The organism is Thermodesulfobacteriota bacterium, from assembly GCA_035559815.1.
Lineage (GTDB): Bacteria > Desulfobacterota_D > UBA1144 > Nemesobacterales > CSP1-2 > DATMAT01.
In genome coordinates, this window is sequence record DATMAT010000042.1 from 1 (window position 1) to 16355 (window position 16355).

14 protein-coding genes are annotated in these 16355 nt (G+C 46.9%); 6 read left to right on the plus strand and 8 right to left on the minus strand.

Annotation, left to right across the window (positions count from 1 at the left end):
- Positions 1 to 287: 287 nt before the first annotated feature.
- Positions 288 to 986, minus strand: a complete 699-nt coding sequence (locus VNN20_11195) for an ATP-binding cassette domain-containing protein (GenBank protein ID HWP92745.1) — start codon at positions 984 to 986, stop codon at positions 288 to 290.
- Positions 987 to 1104: 118 nt separating this feature from the next.
- A complete protein-coding gene (locus VNN20_11200) occupies positions 1105 to 1905 on the minus strand; it encodes a cobalamin-binding protein (GenBank protein HWP92746.1) in 801 nt (266 codons plus the stop codon).
- 199 nt (positions 1906 to 2104) lie between these two features.
- Here VNN20_11200 and VNN20_11205 point away from each other — a divergent pair, with 199 nt between their 5' ends.
- Positions 2105 to 2359 (plus strand): GlsB/YeaQ/YmgE family stress response membrane protein, encoded by a 255-nt coding sequence (locus tag VNN20_11205; protein HWP92747.1) that lies wholly within the window; start codon positions 2105 to 2107, stop codon positions 2357 to 2359.
- 339 nt (positions 2360 to 2698) lie between these two features.
- On the opposite strand, the gene VNN20_11210 is transcribed toward VNN20_11205, so the two are convergent.
- Positions 2699 to 3307: a Yip1 family protein gene (locus VNN20_11210; GenBank protein HWP92748.1), complete on the minus strand. Its 609-nt coding sequence runs from the start codon at positions 3305 to 3307 to the stop codon at positions 2699 to 2701.
- 29 nt (positions 3308 to 3336) lie between these two features.
- Positions 3337 to 3651, minus strand: coding sequence for a tetratricopeptide repeat protein (locus VNN20_11215; GenBank protein HWP92749.1), 315 nt, complete (start codon positions 3649 to 3651; stop codon positions 3337 to 3339).
- A gap of 124 nt (positions 3652 to 3775) precedes the next feature.
- Here VNN20_11215 and VNN20_11220 point away from each other — a divergent pair, with 124 nt between their 5' ends.
- Together VNN20_11220 and VNN20_11225 are read left to right on the plus strand one after the other, a co-directional pair.
- Entirely contained in the window at positions 3776 to 4228 is a 453-nt protein-coding gene (locus VNN20_11220; GenBank protein ID HWP92750.1) for a response regulator, read from the plus strand.
- 96 nt (positions 4229 to 4324) lie between these two features.
- Positions 4325 to 4984, plus strand: coding sequence for a response regulator transcription factor (locus VNN20_11225; GenBank protein HWP92751.1), 660 nt, complete (start codon positions 4325 to 4327; stop codon positions 4982 to 4984).
- A gap of 308 nt (positions 4985 to 5292) precedes the next feature.
- On the opposite strand, the gene VNN20_11230 is transcribed toward VNN20_11225, so the two are convergent.
- The 3 genes from VNN20_11230 to lpdA (VNN20_11240) all read right to left on the minus strand — a co-directional run bounded on the left by VNN20_11230 (position 5293) and on the right by lpdA (VNN20_11240) (position 9069).
- A complete protein-coding gene (locus tag VNN20_11230) occupies positions 5293 to 6384 on the minus strand; it encodes a sorbosone dehydrogenase family protein (protein ID HWP92752.1) in 1092 nt (363 codons plus the stop codon).
- Between the two features lie 114 nt (positions 6385 to 6498).
- Positions 6499 to 7251 (minus strand): lipoyl(octanoyl) transferase LipB, encoded by a 753-nt coding sequence (gene lipB, locus VNN20_11235; GenBank protein HWP92753.1) that lies wholly within the window; start codon positions 7249 to 7251, stop codon positions 6499 to 6501.
- Positions 7252 to 7632: 381 nt separating this feature from the next.
- Positions 7633 to 9069: a dihydrolipoyl dehydrogenase gene (lpdA, locus tag VNN20_11240; GenBank protein ID HWP92754.1), complete on the minus strand. Its 1437-nt coding sequence runs from the start codon at positions 9067 to 9069 to the stop codon at positions 7633 to 7635.
- 276 nt (positions 9070 to 9345) lie between these two features.
- On the opposite strand from lpdA (VNN20_11240), the gene aceE reads away from it, so the two are divergent.
- From aceE to lpdA (VNN20_11255), 3 genes are all read left to right on the plus strand, one after another.
- Entirely contained in the window at positions 9346 to 12045 is a 2700-nt protein-coding gene (gene aceE, locus VNN20_11245) for a pyruvate dehydrogenase (acetyl-transferring), homodimeric type (GenBank protein HWP92755.1), read from the plus strand.
- Between the two features lie 173 nt (positions 12046 to 12218).
- Complete coding sequence (locus VNN20_11250) at positions 12219 to 13712, plus strand: 2-oxo acid dehydrogenase subunit E2 (protein ID HWP92756.1); 1494 nt, start codon at positions 12219 to 12221, stop codon at positions 13710 to 13712.
- A gap of 344 nt (positions 13713 to 14056) precedes the next feature.
- Positions 14057 to 15481: a dihydrolipoyl dehydrogenase gene (gene lpdA / locus VNN20_11255; GenBank protein HWP92757.1), complete on the plus strand. Its 1425-nt coding sequence runs from the start codon at positions 14057 to 14059 to the stop codon at positions 15479 to 15481.
- 51 nt (positions 15482 to 15532) lie between these two features.
- On the opposite strand, the gene VNN20_11260 is transcribed toward lpdA (VNN20_11255), so the two are convergent.
- Positions 15533 to 16210 (minus strand): HAD family acid phosphatase, encoded by a 678-nt coding sequence (locus tag VNN20_11260; protein HWP92758.1) that lies wholly within the window; start codon positions 16208 to 16210, stop codon positions 15533 to 15535.
- Positions 16211 to 16355: the final 145 nt, after the last annotated feature.

The following is a 16355-nucleotide window of genomic DNA, read 5'->3' on the forward strand; positions in this document are numbered from 1 at the left end:
GGCTATATCTCCCTCTAACTTAAGCTGCTCCCACCGGGAAAGACCGGCTATTATGAGCATGAGACCTAATCCTATGGCTAGATCAATATAGCTTAGGTCAATAAGGGTGTAATTTGTGCCTTCCATGATTTTTGCGACTCACGAAAATGAAAAGCTAACCCTCCCTTTTCCTATCCCCATAGTGAGCGAGGATTAAGGTGGGAGGCATTTCACCTCCCATCCTGACCTCCCGTCAAGGGGGAAGGAGAAAAGCTAAACACAATTAATTCTTTTGTATCGAACCCATGTCAATTAACGGTAAAGGCTTTCTTATCCTGTAAGAATTCTTCTACTCTTACCACAGTTCCGTTGGCTAGATGTATAACGGTGCCTCCAAAGAATCGGGCCTGGTCCATCTGGTGCGTAACCATTATAACGGTGAGTCCCAAAACCTCGTTTAATTCCTTTACCGACTGGAGGAGTTTATTTGCAGATTCGGAGTCGAGGGCGGAAGTCGGCTCGTCGAGAAGAAGCACCTCCGGTTTATTTATCAACGCACGGGCTACGTTCAAACGCTGTTTTTCTCCGACGGAAAGCTCGGAGGCGTTACGACCTAGAAACTCAGCCTGAAGCCCGTTTAATTCGAGCACTTTAATCAGTTCATTATCATCAATGGAACCGGTAGCAGTTCGAAGACGGTAGGGAACCAGCAGGTTGTCTTTGACCGTACCCTCGAAGATCACCGGTATCTGAAACACCATCCCCACTTTCTTTCTAAGGTCGAGGACTGGAATATCCTTTAATCTACCTCCATCGAATGTTATGTCTCCGGTGGTCGGGTCGTCCATTCGGTTGAGTAGCCTCAAGAGCGTTGTCTTGCCTGCCCCGGAAGGCCCGACGATGATGTGCCTTCCCTCTGGCATAAACTTGAGGTTTATGTCTGTTAAAACTACCGTTCCGTTCCTGGTCTTTCCGATGTTTTTGAGCTCGATCTTTGGATGATTCATTTTTTACCACTAAGTCACCAAGGCACTAAGTCACTAAGTTAGAAAAACATTTTTTCTTCGTGTCTTAGTGACTTGGTGGTTATGCTATAAAAGTGTTAGTATAAATGCCTCATAGACGCTACAATCTGCCGAATATCTCCGGGTGAACGATCTTTGAGAGCATTTTAAGCCCCTCCGCAATTCTCGGGCCGGGGCGGCCGAATAACGGCTCCGGTATGCAAAAAACCCTTTTTTCTCTTATGCCTTTTATGTTTTCCCATCCTCTTCTCGATAGTATTTTGTTCTCACTCATCTTCTCCTGCATCTTGGTCCCGCACCAGCAGATTAGGAGGATATCGGGGTCTTGGGATAGGATATCGGAAAGCTCCACCACGCTGCTTGTTTTCTGGATGTGCGAAAAAATGTTGACGCCACCGACGACCTCGCTCATATCGTTGACCCAGCTTTGCCGGCATGCGGCAATCGTCGGGTCGGGCCACCATTCCCAATATAGCCTGGGTCTATGCGGGGATTCTTTTCTCCCCGATTCTATGAGGTGAATTGTCTCTCTGATCTCATCAACCAGTTCTTGAGCTTCTTCCGGCCGCTCAGTGACCTCTCCCAGTGTGACGATATCCTCCAGGGTTTCCTCTATGCTCGAAGGGTTTAAGACTATGTAGGGAATACCTTCTTTCTCAAGCCCTTCTATGTTTCTCTCCATTCCGGGCACGGTCAGGGAGGCTATCACCAGGTCCGGTTCGAGGGCTTTGACCTTGTCGATGTTGACCCGGAGGTCGGGGCCGACCCGGGGAAGGTTTCTTACCGAGGGTGGGTAATCGGAATAGCTATCCACACCTACGACGTATTCCCCGGCGCCTATGGCAAAGAGTATTTCTGTGTTGCTAGGACATAGAGATACAATCCTGGACGGTCTCATCATGCTGATATTATAAACGAATCGGGGCTGAGATGAATGGCCTTGAAACGGTTTAATACCGCTATTGCCTAACAATTTAATCCTAAATATATTTAGGGTGATTATCACGGTAGGGTAGGGTGTGATCGCATCCCCATTGACAAATACACAGGCTTCATGCAAAAATTGAGTCAGTTACAAAAAGAAGAGTGAGGAGGAACCAATGGGAATATTATCCTGGATTATATTAGGATTAATTGCTGGGGCAATAGCTAAGCTCATATTACCCGGAAAAGACCCCGGCGGGATCATCGTAACGATAGTGATAGGGATAGTGGGGGCTATTATTGGCGGGTATATTGCCACGCTTCTGGGATTGGGAAGCGTTACCGGGTTTAACATAGGAAGCTTGATCATAGCTGTTATCGGCTCTATCGTGCTATTGCTCATATATCGTATGGTAAAGAAGCCTACTTAGGTGGTTCGTCTCTTCATCCCCTAATTTGTAGGGCTCGTCGTTTGTTATTCCTGGTTCAGGTAAGTGACATTTTTACTAACTAATTTAAGTTCCGCTATTGCTAATCAAAACCACCTCCAATTACTAACCTAAACAACTAGTAAAAATCACTATCAAACCAAAATAACAAAAACCAACAGACCCCACCAGTAAATAAAGGTAAAAACTTATCTCCCTTCACACCCATCAAGAATAAAAACCCTAAAACACGAATACACAAATAGAAAAAACAATTTGAACAAATAGGAGTAACAAATTATATATATCCACGCAACTAAAAATCTAAACACCACCTATAACTTAAGGACTAGAAAGGATAAAAAAGAAATTCCCTACAAAAGATACGACAAGAAAAAGCAACAAGAAAAATACCACTGCTACAAACAAACACGAAAATCTCTTCTCTAAAGAGGACCTCATCAAAACCGGCAAGCCCAGATACAAGAGATAGACGGTATAAAAAAAGCCTAGGAAACTTACATAACGGAGGTCGGGAACCAGGCTGAAAACCCCAAGTATCCAAACCGGAGTGCTTGAATACGCCGTTAACTTTAATGCCTGAACGGGCTCGGCCTCTCCATCAAAACGCCTGGCGGTATATGCTATTATTCGGGCTACGAGGTATATCCCAACCAGGAAAACTACATAACACAATATCGCCCGTAACACCGAGTAAGAGAGCGGCATATAGTAATGGCCCAAAAAGGGTACATTAAACCCGACAAATGATGCCCCTATTATCGATGCTACCGGTTCGATGGCCGCCATGGGCATTATGTAGTACTTATACAAATCCCTTATGCTGATTATCTCTACGTCTATTAGCTCCCATTCAAACCTTGGGTTAAGTAGGATACCCTTGGCTCGCTCAAATAAGCTTTTTAATAGCCCCGTTGTTACTTCCGTCATAGAAGAGCGATTCAATTAACCCACCTCACTCAGTCGAGCGATTCCAGCGCATCCTGGAATTCAAAGACCATATCCATGTGGCCGTATCTCTCCGCCACTTCCATTCCCTTCCGATAAGCCTCTCTAGCTTCGTCCTTTCTCCCCAGCTTGAGTAGAGACTCACCCAGTATACGGTAGGCTGCACCTTCATCTTCCTTGAGTTTCAGGTATGCGCTGATCTCGGCAACGGCATGCTCATACATTCCCAATTTCAGGTATTCATTTGCCAGTCCGTACCGCCCCAGGGGGTTATTAGGGTCTTTTCTAGTTAACTCCTTTAATGTCTCTAACATAGATTTGCTCATATCAACCTCGTCCCTAGTGATTTTATACTAGATTCAGACAGTTAGGAAAGACAAACTTTTTTATTGACATCGTATAACCCTCCGTGAGATAATGGCCTTATCCAACAATAATAGGAAACCGGCCTTGCGCAGAAAAGACAACCATATAAGAGTGTTGATTGTTGGCTCCGATGATTTTGCCAGGAAGGGTATAATTGATGCCCTAGCCGGGGAGGATGAAATAAACATCGAAGGCCATGCCTCCAATCTCTCTGAACTAGAGGACTATATCGATAAATTAACCCCGAATATCGTGATTGTGAACGACCAGGGCAAGGGAATCGGCAGGCTCGAAGCCATAAACCTTCTAAATAAGAAGATTAATGACCTTACCAAGATATTATTCCTGATCAACGATTATGATGAAGACCTAGAACTGACCGCACTCAAGATGGGGGTAAGAGGTTTTCTGCCTAAGAGCGTAGCTAAAGCCGACCTAATCAAGTGCATAAAGGCTATAAACACGGGAGAGATGTGGGTAAGAAGAAGGGTTATGCAAAAGCTGATAGACCAGTTATTGAAAAAAGTCGGCAGCTAATAATCACACCCAGTATAAAACCTGTTATAATAAATGAAGGAACATTCCCGAAAATCGTGGAGAGATTTCTACAGGACTATATTAGGGTCTACCTCGATGGAAAGACAAACAACAGTGCTAATAAGCAGTAATAACGCCCTGTTGAGAGCAGGAATAAAGAGCATACTGAGCAACGTCGAGGATATGCAAATTTTCGACGTTCCCAAAGACAGGCTGGAGTTACTCGAGTGTGTTTACACTTATAATCCCGATATTGTAATCTTGAGCGAGACCGATTTGCTTGACTCCCACGGTTCAGAAATTATGCGACTGGTACTTCAAAAAGCCGTCCAAACCAAGTTCTTGTTGATAATAAAGGCTTATGATGAGGACAAGGAACTGGCCTGGCTCAAGGCCGGGGTGAAAGGTTTCTTGACTGCAAACACCGGCAACGCCGATTTTATAAAGTGCATCAGAGCTGTAAAGCGTGGTGAGTTGTGGGTCAGGCGAAAACTACTGGAGAAGTACATAGAGCATCTGTCGATAATGCTGAACTTGTCCAGGAAAGACTATTCGCATGCACCATCCCTACCCAGTTTCAGCAGGAGGGAGATGGATGTGTTTATCATGGTCGGGAGGAATTACCGGAATAAAGAGATAGCGGAGAAGCTATCTATTAGTGAGAAAACGGTCAAGCATTACGTAGCCAGAATCTTTCGAAAACTTAACGTGAAAACAAGAAAAGATATCAGACGATATCTGAGTTTGGCCGTTTAACCGCAATAATAGGCTAATCAAATAAAAATTGTAAGAACCAAGATTTGGTCTGGCAGAGACTCTTCAGATAAGTCGCAATCAACACTGGAACGCTTCCCTCTTCTTGTCATCCTGAGCAAGCGAAGGATTTCGTCTTTTGTTTAGATTCTTCACCTTCGGTTCAGAATGACAATTCTAGAGGTTTCTTAACAATGTGTAACTTGATAACATTATTCGATATAACAGTTTTGACTATCACAGATAATAACGTATAAGGTTTAGACCAGCCTCAAAGTTGCTGAATAATCTCTTAAGGCTTATATATTTTATTAACTTCCATAAGTTATCCGATAGATCATTCCACCCCGATCATCGGATAGGTAAAGGCTTCCGTCGGTGCCGACTATTACATCTACAGGGCGCCCATCTGCCTTTTGTCCCCTGAGCCATCCGGTGGCAAAATCCTCTATACCGGCCGGCTTACCGTCTTCTATTTTAACCCGTACCACCTTATATCCGGTCGGTACAGAACGGTTCCACGAACCGTGAAATACCACGAACAAATCTCCCCGGTATTCTTGGGGTAACATATTACCGGTGTAGAATGCCAGACCGAGCGGCGCTGAATGCGCCTGCATCTCGAAGACGGGCGGTATGGTTCTTTTACAGAATTCCCCACTTCCGTACTCCGGGTCAGGAATTTTGTTGCCGTAGCACTGGGGCCAGCCGTAGTTTCCCCCCTCTTCAACTATGTTTATCTCTTCGGGTGGCAGGTTATCCCCAAGCCAGTCTCTTCCGTTGTCCGTAGCCCACATCTTTTTGCTCTCCGGATGCCAGGTGATACCCACCGAGTTTCTCAACCCCCGGGCATAGATTTTCCCGTCACTTCCATCCGGGTTAAATTGAAGTATAGCCGCCCGTCTTTCGTCTTTTTCCAGGCAGACATTACAGGACGAGCCGACGGAAACGTACATTTTTCCGTCGGGGCCAACCCTCATTGTCCTGGTAAAATGGCCACCGGTGGGAAGGTTAGGGACGATTATCTCTTTTTCACCTGGTGCGGTGTTAAATCGATCATACTTAAAGCGCGCGATTTGGTGCGTCTCACCTACGTAGAGATAGCCTTCATGAAAGTCTATACCGTGCGGCCTCTTCAGCCCCTTGACAAACGTTATTACCTTATCCGCCTTTCCGTCCTCATCCCTGTCCGGAAGCGCCATCACCTTTCCACTACCTAGTGTTGTCACGAATAACACGCCATCGGGGCTTAGAGCCATGAATCTCGGCGCTTCTAATCCTGAGGCAAAAATCTCTATCTTAAATCCCTCCGGCAGATTAACATTATCGACCGAGGAAAAGGTTTTTTCGGTATAGAAATAAAAAGAGAAAATCTGTAGTGTAAAGAGCATCAAGACTCGCATAATTAACTGACCTCCAAAGCCTATATTATTTTTTTAGTATGTATGGGCAAATAAAGTCACAAAGATTCTAAGACGATTAATTACAAACTAAAATTTTTGGCTTTTGCATCCTTTTTAAGCGAACAAATCGGATTGTTTAAGGACCTTTCTTTCTATACCCATCATGAACTCGGCATCGAATGCTCCATTTAGCATGTTAGCATCATTAGAAAAGACGCCGTGAATCTCTCTATTAAATACTCTACTGAAGGCATTTATGACGCTGGTCTCAACTTTCATAATGTCTAAGTCTTCTTTTTCTCCGGTTATTTCTTTAATAGAGGTTACACTCACCCCCTCAATCCCACAGGGGACTATCATTTGAAAATAGGATAAATCGGTATTCACGTTCAATGCGAACCCGTGATAGGTAATCCATCTTTTAATGCCCACTCCTATCGAGGCGATTTTTTTTTCCGATATCCAAACTCCAGCGAGGCCCTTCCTCCTTTCCGCAGATATATCAAAATCTTGAAGTGTGAGGATAATCATCTCTTCGAGATTACGGAGATACTTATGAACGTCGCGGTTAAGTTTATTTAAATCCAAGATTGGGTATCCCACTAATTGTCCCGGGCCATGATAGGTTATGTCGCCGCCCCGGCTTATTACTTCGAAGTGGATGCCCTTTTCCTTCAATTCTTCCTGGGTTATTAAAAGATGCTCTGACTTCCTATTTCTTCCGACCGTAAAAGTGTGAGGGTGCTGGAGAAGCAAGAGCACATCCTCTATCTCTTGATTCATTCTCTTTTCGAGCAGGCAAAGCTGAAGCTCAAGCGCCTTTTGATAGTCGACTATTCCTAGTCTGTAAACATTGAACCCGTCCATGTCTTTATATTATACCCATTGTCTGGAGCAGGCTGCATTTTTAGCCAAAGCGAGATTACACTGACCTGTCATTCCCGCGCAAGCGGGAATCCAGTTTTTAATCATGGATCCCCGATTAATACATTCGGGGATGACCAATTTAGGGGCTGTCATTCTCGCGGAGCTTGTCCTTGACCTCGATCGGGGGACGGGAATCCACCGGTCTGTCATTCGGAATGAATATGAGGAATCTTTCTTTAGGTTTCTCCCTTCGAAATGACAAAACTAGAGGGGGTCGAGTAACAAAGATAGCAGTAATGTTGACTTTAGGAGCGTTATCGTTATAAGGCTAAACTTCAATTTTCTGCCGGCTTATTGACTATTGTTTGACGAAGACCAGCTTCAAAAATTCCTGGCCCTGCCCAGAGCAGCAAGCGCTGCTTCCATTACTGCTTCGGATAGGGTGGGGTGGGCGTGTACGGTAATACCGATTTCTAGCGGAGTGGACTCAAGGGTTTTTGCCACTCCAATCTCGGCAATCAGCTCGGTCGCCCCGTGTCCTATGATATGTGCGCCCAGGATTTCTCCGGTTTTAGAGTCGGAGAGTATCTTCACAAATCCCTCGGTATCCCCTACGCCTACTGCTTTTCCACTGGCCCTGAACGGGAATTTGCCGATATCGTACTTTAGTCCCCTCTCTTTGACCTGCTCTTCGGTCAAACCGACAGATGCTATTTCCGGCTGGCAATAAACACAGCTTGGTATGTTGTCATAGTGAACCTTGCTCCTCAAACCGGACATTTTCTCCACGGCGACAACGCCCTCTTCCGAGGCCTTGTGCGCCAAAAGAGGAGGACCTATTACATCGCCTATAGCATAAACGCCGCTTGCGCTTGTCATGTAAGAATCGTCTGTTTTTATGAAGCCCTGCTTGGTAAGCTCTATGTTTAGCTCTTTGAGTCCTAAATCATCTGAATTCCCATAGTAGCTCAAGGATGAAGGGGCAACGTTTGCCACCGCTCTTCTCCCAACTGCCACCAAAACCTTTGCTGCAGAAATTTTCTTCTCTTCCCCTTTTCCCCCGGTATCTTCCAAGGTCACCTCGACTGATTTCTTAGATTTCTTGAGTTCTTTGAACTTCATGCCCGTAAGCACGCTCATGCCCGACTTTTTAAAAACCCTCTCCAATTCCTCGGCTACTTCCCTGTCCGCTCCGGGTAGGAGATGATTCTCCATCTCCACTATAGTTACCTTGCTGCCGAAGGAGTTATACACATAGGCAAATTCGGCCCCGATATAACCTCCACCGATTACGATGATGGAGTTGGGGAATTCGGTGGACATGATCGCCTCGTCGCTGGTCATCACCATCTTGCCGTCGATCTCTAGCCCAGGGAACGTTCTAGGTACCGAGCCGGTGGCGATTAAAATCCTCTCGGTATCGATCTCTTGCTGACTATTTTCACCTATCACACCGACCTTGTTATTGGAGATCAATTTACCTACTCCACGAAAAAGGGTTATTTTGTTTTTTTTGAACAGGAACTCTACCCCTTTCGTCAGCGTATTCGAGGCCCTTCGGCTTTTCTCTATCACCTTTGAGTAATCGAAAGAGAGTCCCTTTGTTTTGATTCCGTAATCCTCGGAACGCTTAAAGGTCTCGTAGATTTCCGCACATTTAAGTATTGCCTTTGAAGGAATACAGCCCCAGTTGAGGCAGACTCCGCCCGGTTTATCCCTCTCTATGATGGCCACCTTCATTCCGAGCTGCGCCGCGCGAATTGCACCGATATAACCGCCGGGTCCTGAACCGATTACCGTTAAGTTAAATTTTTCCATGGGCTATTAGTATAGCTACATTCATCATGCGGTCAAATATTTTCTTGACCTCGATTGTTTCAATATAGTACAATTAAATAAAAACCTTTTAACTCGAGAATTCATCGGGGCTCGCCAGAAGGTTTCCGCTGTTATTCTGAGCGAAGCGAATAGTCTAATTCAAGATACTTTGCAGTAAGGAATATATATGCTTCCTGGTTTAACTAAGATGAGACTGCCTTGAAGATGATAAGAGCCTTTTGGCCGCTTTCTTTTTGACTTAGAGAGAGGGGAAAAATGAGTGTAACAGACAAAGGGATTAAGGATAAGGAAAAGATTTCTGAATTAGAAGCGATAGAAACTAAAGAATGGATTGATTCCTTGGACCATGTATTACAGCGTGGGGGAGCAAGGCGGGTTACAGACCTTCTCAGACAACTACAAGTGCATGCCCAGGAATCCGGGGTTAAATTACCTTTCACCGCCAATACCCCTTATATAAACACCATACCGGTCGAGGAACAACCTCCCTTTCCCGGTAGCCGGGAGATCGAAAGGCGAATAAAGAGTATCATTCGCTGGAACGCTATGGCCATGGTGGTTCGGGCAAACCGTCTGGAGGAGGGGATAGGCGGGCATATTTCCACTTATGCATCGGCAGCCACTTTGTATGAAATCGGATTCAATTATTTTTTCCGTGCCCGGACGGAGAATCAGGAGGGTGATATAATCTATTTCCAGGGTCACGCCTCTCCTGGTATATATGCCAGAGCCTTTTTAGAAGGCCGCCTGAGCGTGGAACAATTAAAAAATTTTCGAAACGAGCTAAGACCCGGCGGAGGGCTCTCATCATACCCCCATCCCTGGCTCATGCCGCACTTCTGGCAGTTTCCTACGGTATCGATGGGCCTGAGCCCAATCATGGCCATCTATCAGGCACGCTTTAACCGTTATCTCGAAGACCGCGGGCTGAAGAAGCCGTCCGAGGCAAAGGTATGGGCCTTTGTAGGAGACGGAGAGGTAGACGAACCGGAATCCCTTGGGGCAATCACCCTGGCATCCAGAGAACACTTGGACAACCTGATCTTTGTCATCAATTGTAATTTACAAAGGCTCGATGGCCCGGTCAGGGGAAACGGCAAGATCATTCAGGAGCTTGAAGCCATTTTCCGAGGCGCCGGGTGGAATGTGATTAAAGTTGTGTGGGGCAGTGACTGGGACCCGCTTTTAGCCAGGGACCACGATGGCGTCCTGCTTAAACAAATGGAAGAGACAGTTGATGGACAATATCAGAAGTATAGTGTGTCATCCGGCAAGTATATACGTGAACACTTTTTCGGTGTCGACCCGCGTTTATTAGAGATGGTGAAAAACTACTCGGATGAACAACTGCAGAAGCTGAATCGAGGCGGCCACGACCCGGAGAAGGTATATGCCGCTTACAAGGCCGCTGTGGAACACAAAGGCTCTCCCACCGTGATACTTGCTAAGACCGTAAAAGGTTACGGTCTCGGTGAAAGCGGGGAGGGTAAAAACATCACCCACCAGCAGAAGAAGCTCAACGAAGAAGAGCTTCGCGAATTTCGAAGCCGTTTCGGGATTCCCATATCCGATGATGACGTGGCTAAAGCCCCATTTTACAAGCCTTCGGATGACAGCCCGGAAATGCAGTACCTGCATGCCCGAAGACGGGAATTGGGAGGTTATATTCCTCAAAGGGTAGTTAAGTGTGAGCCGGTTAAAACACCCCCGGACGAGTTGTTCGAGGAGTTTTATAAGGGCTCAGACGGCCGAGAAGTATCCACGACAATGGCCTACGTCCGCCTCCTGGTGAAGCTCCTTAGAAATAAAGAAATCGGAAAGCTAATCGTTCCTATCGTCCCCGACGAGGCTAGGACATTCGGTATGGAGGGTCTATTTCGTCAATTCGGTATATACTCTCATGTCGGTCAGCTTTACGAACCGGTGGACAAAGAGACATTGCTCTTTTACAAAGAGGCCAAGGATGGGCAAATTCTTGAAGAGGGGATCACGGAAGCAGGTTCCATGTCCTCGTTCATTGCCGCTGGAACGGCTTATGCCACCCATGGGATCAGCACCATTCCATTTTTTACCTTCTATTCCATGTTCGGGTTTCAAAGAATAGGCGACCTGATATGGGCGGCGGGCGACATGCGTTGCCGCGGCTTTCTGGTCGGTGGTACTTCCGGTCGTACTACACTCGCCGGTGAGGGTTTGCAGCATCAGGACGGAAACAGCCACATTCTTGCCTATCCCGTCCCCAACCTTAAAGCTTACGACCCGGCCTTTGCTTATGAACTGGCGGTGATTATTCAGGACGGCATCCGCCGTATGTTCGAACAACAGCAAGATGTGTTCTATTATCTGACCGTTATGAATGAACCCTATGTGCAACCCCCGATGCCCGACGGCGTCAAAGAAGGGATTTTAAAGGGTATGTACAAGCTTAAAACCTCTGAACATAAGAACACAAAACTCCACGCCCAGCTTTTCGGCAGCGGTGCAATATTGAATGAGGTTCTAAAAGCCCAGAAGATTCTAGAAGAGAAGTATGATGTGGCTGCGGACGTGTGGAGCGTGACCAGTTATAAAGAGTTATATCGGGACGGCCACGATGTCGACCGCTGGAATATGCTGCACCCATCTGAGATTCAAAGGGTTCCCTACATCAAAGAGTGCCTTGAGGATGTTCCCGACGACAGCGTTTTCGTCGCCGCCACCGATTATATAAAAGCAGTGCCCGACTCAATCTCAAAATGGTTTCCGAGGCCGCTTGTAACACTGGGCACGGACGGATTCGGGAGAAGTGATAGCCGACGGGCGTTACGGGAATTCTTCGAAGTAGACGCTAGATTTATCACGTTAGCTGTACTGTCAGAGCTGGCCCGTCAGAAAAAGATTGGCATAGAAGTGGTCGAGCATGCAATAAAAGAAAAGCACATCGACCCGGCAAAGCCAAATCCGGTGATCTCGTGAAGACAAATAATATAAACCACAAAGACACGACGACACTAAGGAAAAGATATTAGGTTTATACTAGAAATGAAAAATAACGCTTATATTCTTGATTCTAACTTTGTGTCACTTCGACTTCGCTCAGTGCAGGCTTAGTGCCTTCGTGGTTGAATCAAATAGATTGAGAGGGCGATATGGTAACAGAATTCAAACTACCGGAGCTTGGTGAAGATATACAAACAGGCGACTTGCTCAAAATCCTGGTGTCCGTGGGAGACAGGGTAACCCAGGACCAGCCGATAATGGAAATAGAGACGGAAAAGGCGTTGATAGAGGTCCCTGCCCCGGTCGGTGGGGTGGTTAAGGGAATCCATGTCAGCGAGGGAGAGCAAGTAAAGATAGGACAGCTTCTCATAACCATTGACGAAGATGCAGAGGCCGCAGAAAAGGAAGAGAAGGCCGAGACCAAGCCAAAGGAAGAGGTCAAAGAAGAAAAGAAAGAGAAGAAGAAGGAAGAAAAGAAAAAGGAACCTAAAGTTGAGGTAAAAGAAGAAAGAGAAAAAGAAAAAGTCAGCGCTGAAGAGAAAGCCGAAGAAGAGCCGGAGGAAGTGAGGGAGGCAGAAGAAAAGAAAGAGCCTGTCGAGAAAACCGTATCGGCAGAAAGAGAGCAGGGTGAAGTGGTTGAGTTCACCCGCCCGACTAAAACTGCTGCCAAGGCTAAGCCCTCCTCTCAGCAAGCTCCAGCTTCACCGTCGGTTCGCCGGCTGGCCCGGGAGATCGGGGTTGACATAAACGAGGTTCCCGGCTCCGGCCCGGGAGGACGGATTTCTGAAGAGGACGTAAAAAACTATGCCCGTCAGGTGCTCGCCTCAGGCGCTCCTGACACGAGGCCTCCTGGCCGACAGGTTAAAGAGGATACATCGGCGACCCACATGATAAGCATGGTGGAGTCAATTGTTATTCCCCGGCTGCCGGATTTTGCCGAATGGGGCGAGATAGAACGCAAACCCATGACCAACGTACGCCGTAAAACTGCCGAGCATGTGAGCTATGGCTGGGTTTCTCCGCATGTAACTCAGCATGACAAGGCGGACATAACCAACCTAGAAGAATTGCGTAAAGAATACGGCAAAAAGGCGGAAGAGGCCGGAGGGAAGTTGACCGTCACTGCAATCATACTGAAAGTGACGGCTTCGGCGCTCAAGGTTTTTCCAGAGTTCAATACCAGCGTGGACATGGCTGGCGGCGAAATTATCTACAAAAAGTACTACCACATAGGTATAGCAGTGGATACTGACAGGGGATTACTGGTTCCGGTGATAAGAGACGTAGATAAGAAGAATATCATCGAATTGTCCGTAGAGTTGAATGAGATCTCGGAGAAAGCTAGGAATAAAAAGCTTACCATAGAGGAAATGAGAGGGGGAACTTTTACGATAAGTAATCTGGGAGGCATAGGGGGCACCTATTTTACCCCTATCATTAATTTCCCCGAGGTAGCCATACTGGGCGTCTCCCGTTCTAGTGTCGAGCCGGTTTTTATCGATGGACAATTTGAACCGCGACTGATGTTGCCCCTTTCCCTATCCTACGACCATCGGGTCATAGATGGGGCAGACGCCGCCCGCTTTCTACGCTGGGTGGCGGAGGCGCTGGAACAGCCGTTCAAGCTGATACTGGAAGGGTGATGGGAGAGAAATTACTTAGCCACGAATTTACACAAAAATGGACACGAATAAAAAGAAAGGGATTAAATATTGGAATGAGCTATTGCAGTTGTCGTTAAGAGCATGTTTTCTCTGGCCGGTGTGAGCTCTGTGAAGCAATCCCTTGTTTAAGGTTCACTATGACAACATACCAAATTGTGGCAGTACTGTTTTCTATTGAAGCATAAGACAACCTAATATGCTTTCTAATGATGGCATAAGAGATCATAGGTTGTTTTGTTAGCTTAATATAAAAACCTAATAATCAATTTTTGATTCGTGAAAATTCGTGCTCATTTGTGGCAAAAAGATTTGAGGGTTCAGCAATGAGCGAAAAAGCTAAATCAACTCATGTTGCGGTTATCGGTGGAGGACCGGGCGGATATCCGGCGGCGTTTCTGGCAGCCGACCTAGGGATGGAGGTTACGCTGATAGACGAGGAAATTAACCCGGGAGGGGTATGTCTATACCGTGGTTGTATTCCTTCGAAGGCTCTTCTTCACGTAGCCAAGGTGATCACGGAATCCCAGCACGCATCCAACTGGGGGGTGGAATTCTCAAAGCCCACTATCGACCTGGACAGGCTTCGTGAATGGAAAGACGGTGTAGTAAAGAAACTCACCGGCGGTTTAGGACAGCTCACCAAGCAAAGAAAAATAGGTTACATCCAGGGACGGGCCAGCTTTGAGAATGCTCAAACCCTCCGGATTCAAAACAAGAACGGCGTAGAACTACTAAAATTTAGCCATGCAATCCTGGCCACCGGTTCCAGTCCGGCGGCAATCCCCGGCCTTTCGATCGAGAGCCCCAGAATCCTGGACTCGACCAGCGCCCTCGACTTGCCCGATATTCCCAAAAACATGCTGGTGATTGGCGGAGGCTACATAGGCCTCGAACTTGGAACGGTATATGCTGCCTTGGGGACGAGAGTAACCGTCGTAGAGATGACATCCGGTCTTATGCCGGGCGTGGATCGAGACCTGGTATCCGTACTGGCAAAGAGACTAGAAGGCATTTTTGACTCGATCATGCTGAATACTAAAGTGGTTGGTATGAAGGAGGAGAAGGAGGGAATTAGAGTCAAATTTGAAGGAAGCGAGGTCAAGGAGCCGGAGCAGGTGTTTGAAAAGGTGCTCGTTTCCGTGGGCAGAAAACCAAACTCAGAGAATCTGGGGCTAAAAAATACCAAGGTGAGTATCGACTCCTCCGGGTTTATAAAGGTGGATGTGCAACGCCGAACCGAAGAACCTACTATATACGCAATTGGAGACGTTGCCGGCGAACCTATGCTGGCGCATAAGGCTACGCACGAGGGACGGGTGGCAGCAGAGGTTATCGCCGGACACAAGGTTGCCTTCGAGCCTCAAGCAATACCCGCCGTGGTGTTTACCGACCCGGAGATAGCCTGGTGCGGCCTTACCGAGACCGAGGCCAAGGGGCAGAAGCGACCGGTTAAGGTTGCCCGCTTCCCCTGGGGAGCCTCGGGTAGAGCTACGACTTTGGACAGGAATGACGGTGTAACTAAGCTCATACTCGACCCGGAGACCGAGCGGGTGCTGGGAATGGGGATAGTGGGAACCGGAGCTGGGGAGTTAATTGCAGAGGGAGTACTGGCTGTGGAGATGGCGGCCTTAGCCTCGGACCTAAGCCTGAGTATTCATCCTCATCCCACTCTTTCCGAAACTATCATGGAGGCCGCCGAAGTATTTTTCGGCACCGGCACCCATATTTACAGGCCGAAGAAGGCATGAAGCCAAACGTAAAAGAGTGTGGGCGTGTGCCAAAGAAAAGATTCCTTCTCCTTATGGAATATAGTAGTAAGGATTCGGCAGCTTGAACGACCTTTCTGAATACCCGCCGGCCAGGTCGCTGTACTGGTCGCCGATGTTAAGGACGATGTCATAGCCGCTCTCTTGAATGCGTTTTCTGATACTGCTTTTGTATGGAATAATGGACGTCTGTTGATAGCTGCTAGGCTTGAAAAATAGGCCATTCCAATCCTTGTATCCCGCATTATTCAGGTTTTTTATGGTGGCCACTTTGAGGTCCTCGGTTCTCCCGGTGATAAAAAACACGGCCACACCGTTTAGCTTTGCGTATTTGTAAAGCTCTAAGGTCCCCGGAATAACCGGGTCTACAGCTTCCATGATGGTCTCTTTGTAGATTTCCGGGATTATCCCAAAGTCCAGGGCAAGAAGGTGCCTGTAATTGGATAGCGAGGTTTCATCTATATCCAATACGACCGCCAGCCTCTTTTTGTTTTTTAGCTTGTTATTTTCAGAGATTCTCTTTTCTAAATAGTCTTGCGCCTTTTGAGCCACTACCCCAAGATCATAGTCATACTCTCCTGAGTCGTGATAGAAGATAGCCGCCTGTTTTGCCAGATGAAGATTTTCCGGTTCATTTGCGGACGAGATACCGGATACCAATATCAGAGAAGTAGATATTAGGAGAAATAACCCTGGTAATCGTCTGGTCATATCATTGACCCCTTGCATCTCTTATCACCCGTTAATTTGTGAATGTCCTGATGTAAAATAAGCTGCCAATATCCAACAAACTAAACCCGATGAACACCTGCCATTCTTAGTCGCCTCTGGTTTTGGTTACGTTTTCACTTTTTTG